The 4439-nt window shown below is 38.6% G+C and carries 4 protein-coding genes; 3 read left to right on the top strand and 1 reads right to left on the bottom strand.

The window, feature by feature from the left end:
• The first annotated feature begins 139 nt into the window (after nucleotides 1-139).
• Together ACFWE9_RS26085 and ACFWE9_RS26080 are read left to right on the top strand one after the other, a co-directional pair.
• A complete protein-coding gene (locus ACFWE9_RS26085) occupies nucleotides 140-1507 on the top strand; it encodes an MFS transporter (RefSeq protein WP_230156171.1) in 1368 nt (455 codons plus the stop codon).
• A 373-nt stretch (nucleotides 1508-1880) separates the two neighbouring features.
• A complete protein-coding gene (locus tag ACFWE9_RS26080; protein WP_290370524.1) occupies nucleotides 1881-2012 on the top strand; it encodes a hypothetical protein in 132 nt (43 codons plus the stop codon).
• Nucleotides 2013-2729: 717 nt separating this feature from the next.
• Here the strand turns inward: ACFWE9_RS26080 and ACFWE9_RS26075 are convergent.
• On the bottom strand, nucleotides 2730-3056 hold the full coding sequence (locus ACFWE9_RS26075) for a YnfA family protein (protein ID WP_377359548.1): 327 nt from the start codon (nucleotides 3054-3056) through the stop codon (nucleotides 2730-2732).
• A 315-nt stretch (nucleotides 3057-3371) separates the two neighbouring features.
• On the opposite strand from ACFWE9_RS26075, the gene ACFWE9_RS26070 reads away from it, so the two are divergent.
• Entirely contained in the window at nucleotides 3372-4325 is a 954-nt protein-coding gene (locus ACFWE9_RS26070; protein WP_230156168.1) for a DMT family transporter, read from the top strand.
• Nucleotides 4326-4439 lie beyond the last annotated feature (114 nt).

Genomic DNA, 4439 nt, shown 5'->3' with positions numbered 1-4439 from the left:
GCCTATTATAATAATAATTAGATAACTTAGTTCACTATTTGTATAAAAAAGGGTGATTAGATTATATTTTTTTAGGATTTTTCGTAAGCGCTATCATTTGGATGGAATTACTACAGTCACCTTGAGAGGAGAAAATTATATGGCTAGGATTAACACGACCGAGGTAATTAGTAACAGTAAATTTAACCGCTTTCATTTTGGGTTGCTGGCATGGTGTTTCATAATTATCCTTTTCGATGGCTATGACCTTGTCGTTTACGGAACGGTCGTCCCGGTATTGACGGAGGAGTGGAACCTTACTTCTGTGGAAGCGGGTGCTATGGGCAGCTACGGTCTATTTGGAATGATGTTCGGGGCGATTTTCTTTGGTACCTTAGCAGATCGGATTGGCAGAAAAAACGTTATTGCGATATCACTGATTTTATTTAGTTTATTTACTCTATTATGTGGCTTTGCGAATACGCCCACAACGTTTTCTACTTTCCGATTTTTGGCGGGATTAGGGCTAGGGGGGATCATGCCGAACGTCATTGCGTTATTGACGGATTATGCACCGAAAACGATGCGGAGCATGGTCGTTTCGATCGTTTTATGTGGATATTCATTTGGGGGGATGCTTGCCCCGATACTCGGTATTCTGCTTATGCCGATATTAGGATGGGAGTCAATATTTTGGTTTGCAGGAATACCATTATTATTTTTACCCTTCATGATGAAACGTTTACCAGAGGCTTCGACGCATTTGGTCAGAATTAACAGCAAAGAGGAATTAATCGGAATATTATCCAAGGTCAGTCCGGATAGCAACTTCGATATTAATGATGAAATTGTAGAAGTGAAAAAAACGGATTCCAATATGCCGATGGTTGGATTATTTAAGGACTCCCGCGCTCTAAGCACGTTGATGTTCTGGATTGCCTTTTTCATGTGCCTATTGATGGTATATGGTTTGAATACATGGCTTCCAAAGCTAATGATCGAGGCAGGGTATGCCCTGAATTCAAGCTTAGGTTTCTTGATCGTTCTTCAAGGGGGAGCCATCGTAGGTACGCTGATCATCGCTAAACTATGTGATCGATATGGATCTAAAAAAATGCTTGTGCCGATGTATGCGCTTGGGGCAGTCAGCTTGACACTATTGGGAATGGGCGGAAGTTCTTTCGTGATTTACACGTTGGTGGCGATCGCGGGAGCCTGTACCATTGGCGCCCAAAACCTTATCCAAGCTTATGTATCACAGTACTATCCACCAAACATTAGATCGACGGCACTAGGAGTGGCATCTGGGATCGGAAGGATTGGCGGTATGCTTGGACCCATACTTGGTGGATTTTTACTGTCCATCGCGCTACCCATCCAATTGAATTTCATTGCCTTCGCTATTCCAGGTCTTATTGCCGCTATCGCTTTATCATTCGTTCCAGTGAAAATGGCTTATTATAAAAATGGTCATGCGGAAACAGATGAAGAAATAGGGGTAGAGTCCAATAAAGTGAATGTATTATAAAAATCAAATGCATGAAATGTCTTGCAAGGTTATCCTTGCTGTCATTTCATGCACCTTTGTTTTAGACGGCATTCCTGAGGCAATCAACCTATCGTTCTAAGCGGAAATTACGAAAATTGACTACAAACGGATTGAATAAAAAATAGTTTCAATTATGAAATATACGAGAAAAATTGCTTAAATGTTCATATCTTCGGTATTCGTATCACTCCATTTTATTATGAATAATGTTAGAATGAGGTTACGGATAAATTAATTCCTCCTTGAAATGGAGCGAACTAGAAATTAATCTCACCTTTTGAGAGGAGTCATTACTTTGAAAATTTTAAAACATTTTATTTTTTGGTCATGCATTATAGGGGTTTTATACTCTATGATTTATTTCTTTATAGCGGACATTCCGTTATATATAAAATTGCTAGGCGGAGCCATTATCCTTTACCTTGGTTTTGATCTAATAACTGAATCAAAGAAAAGAAAGAGGAAAGAAGCATTGGAAGCTTAATCCATATAATCGTTAAAAGCCCTCTTTGAAAAGAGGGCTTTTTTTTGCGCTGAAAAATGTATAACTGAGTACTTAGAATATGAAATATTGGTAAGTGTAGCTACTTATCATAAATTTTGAATAGTATAAAGGACATTTCCCTCAATGATAAGAGTTTTTTTGTTGGATTATTGCGGCCGATGCCTTTGATTATTGGCAATATACTAAAAATTAAGTTGAAATCTAGTGAATTTAGTTCTATATATGTATAATTCATTATCGGTTGACATTTTTATGTTCTGATTGCCATTGCAGGAGGTACGACAACAGGTACACAAATCGTAACGAATGCATATGTTTACCAGAATTATCCGAATGATATCCGTTCTACAGGTGTCGGCAAAATTGGCGGGATACTCGCTCCCACTTTCTGTGGGGTCCTGCTTGATATGAAGTTGTCATTGCAAGCCAATTTTTTAGCTTTTGCCATTCCATGCATCATTGCAGCAGTGGCGATTTGGTTCATTAATCAGGCAGGAAAAGAAATTGATATAATGTAGACCGAGGCTGAATCACTGTATGAAAATGTTTAAATACGCGAATAGCTGATTTCCTTGTTGAATGGAAAAATATCCAATGGAGAACTTGGTAATCTGAAGATACTAGGAAATGAGAAGTACGCCCAAACAACAAATTGGGATTCTGGTAAAAGAAATTAAAGGGCATAAGGCCCTTTTTTTAGTGTCTAGGACCCCATATAATGACTGACACTCCGACCAAACAGATTGCAGCTCCAATCCAATCATATAAATCAGGGGTTTTCTTATCGATGCCCCATCCCCATAAAACTGATAAAACAATGAAAACCCCGCCATATGCAGCATATACACGTCCAAAAGTAGGGAACGTTTGGAAAGTCGCGATGATGCCGTATAACACCAAACCGAAACCTCCGGCTAAACCTAGATAAATGGATTTTCCTTCTCTTAACCAAAGCCAAATAAGGTAACCTCCGCCAATTTCGGCTAGACCAGCCATAAGGAAAATTACAGTAGTAACTAACATATATGTATCCTCGCTTCCTGGTTGAATTTTATCATATTGAAACGGAAAATGATCATGCTTGGCAGTGTCTTAAATATAATCCTTTTTCAAAAATGGGGGCATCTCCGGTAAAGTATGTGCATAATCCTTCTATAAAAGAGAGTTATTTTGACTTTCAAAGGGACTCTATAGCCCGCATATTCATCTATTAAGATTTTAGCTTTTAAAAAGATTAAGGCATTATTATCTTTTAGCTCTAACCTGGATTGCAATTCAGTTGCAAAGGGTATTATACCTAAAAATAAACTATAGTAATCTAGTTGAGGAGTTGCATCCATGAAATCGCGAACATTTGCATACATGTTGGCCATACTTCATTCAAGTATTGTCGGTCTATCTTTCTTATTTACGAAAATGGCCATTGCTGAATCGGATCCGCTGGATACTTTGGCGTTTCGATTCACCGTTTCTTTCGTCATCATTTCATTGCTTGTCGCCGCAAAAGTCATTAAGGTGAACTATAGCTGGGAGTCAGTTAAAAACCTGGTTCCGCTTTCACTGTTATTCCCAACTCTTTTCTTTGCTTTTCAAACTTTTGGACTTAAGTACTCGCAATCAACCGATGCAGGGATATTATCTGCCGTCACACCGATTCTAACCTTGATGATAGCTGGATATTTCTTGAAGGAGAAAACAACTTTATATCAAAAGCTTTCGATTGTTTTGTCGGTGGTGGGGGTCATTTTTATTTTTGTGGTGAAAGGGAGCACAATCAATTTTTCCGACATGCTTGGTATGGTGCTGATCCTGTTTTCCTGTATCGCAACCGCATGTTATACAACAATGACCCGTTCACTTGCCAAGGACTATACACCAGGTGAAATGTCCTTTTTCATGATGGGAACGGGCTTTGTCATTTTTAATGTGGCTGCACTCGTTTCCCATATAAAGCAAGGAACGATGCTGGAATTCTTTTCACCATTGTCGAGCACGGAATTCATCAGCTCCATATTGTATTTGGGAATATTGGCTTCATTGGTCACATCGTTATTATCGAATACGATTTTATCAAAAATCAAAGCGTCACAAATGAGTGTTTTTGCAAATCTTTCTACGGTAGTAACGATTGCTGCGGGAGCTTTCATTCTTAATGAACAGATAACAATCTATGATATAGCCGGGTCCATACTAATCATTTTAGGTGTTGTAGGCACGAATTATTTTGGACGGAAGAAAGAACATTCCATAAAAGTGAATCTTGAATATAACGGGGAGCAAAGTGTGAAATGAATAAAAAAGGTCCATCCTTGAGGTGAAGTGAACCCAAAAAGTTAGACACTTTATTTAATTAGGCAGCCTTGAGGGCATGAATCCGGTAATCTACCGGGCTCATGCCTTTTAATT

The sequence above is a fragment of the Peribacillus sp. NPDC060253 genome (assembly GCF_042727425.1).
In the GTDB taxonomy this organism is placed as follows: domain Bacteria; phylum Bacillota; class Bacilli; order Bacillales; family DSM-1321; genus Peribacillus.
This window is presented reverse-complemented; position numbering and strand designations above follow the sequence as displayed.

What these genes read in the sequence shown, in the direction of transcription:
- ACFWE9_RS26085 (WP_230156171.1), top strand. Translation starts at nt 140, where the DNA reads ATGGCTAGGATTAACACGACCGAGGTAATTAGTAACAGTAAATTTAAC.
- ACFWE9_RS26080 (WP_290370524.1), top strand. Translation starts at nt 1,881, where the DNA reads ATGATTTATTTCTTTATAGCGGACATTCCGTTATATATAAAATTGCTA.
- ACFWE9_RS26075 (WP_377359548.1), bottom strand. Translation starts at nt 3,056, where the DNA reads ATGTTAGTTACTACTGTAATTTTCCTTATGGCTGGTCTAGCCGAAATT.
- ACFWE9_RS26070 (WP_230156168.1), top strand. Translation starts at nt 3,372, where the DNA reads ATGAAATCGCGAACATTTGCATACATGTTGGCCATACTTCATTCAAGT.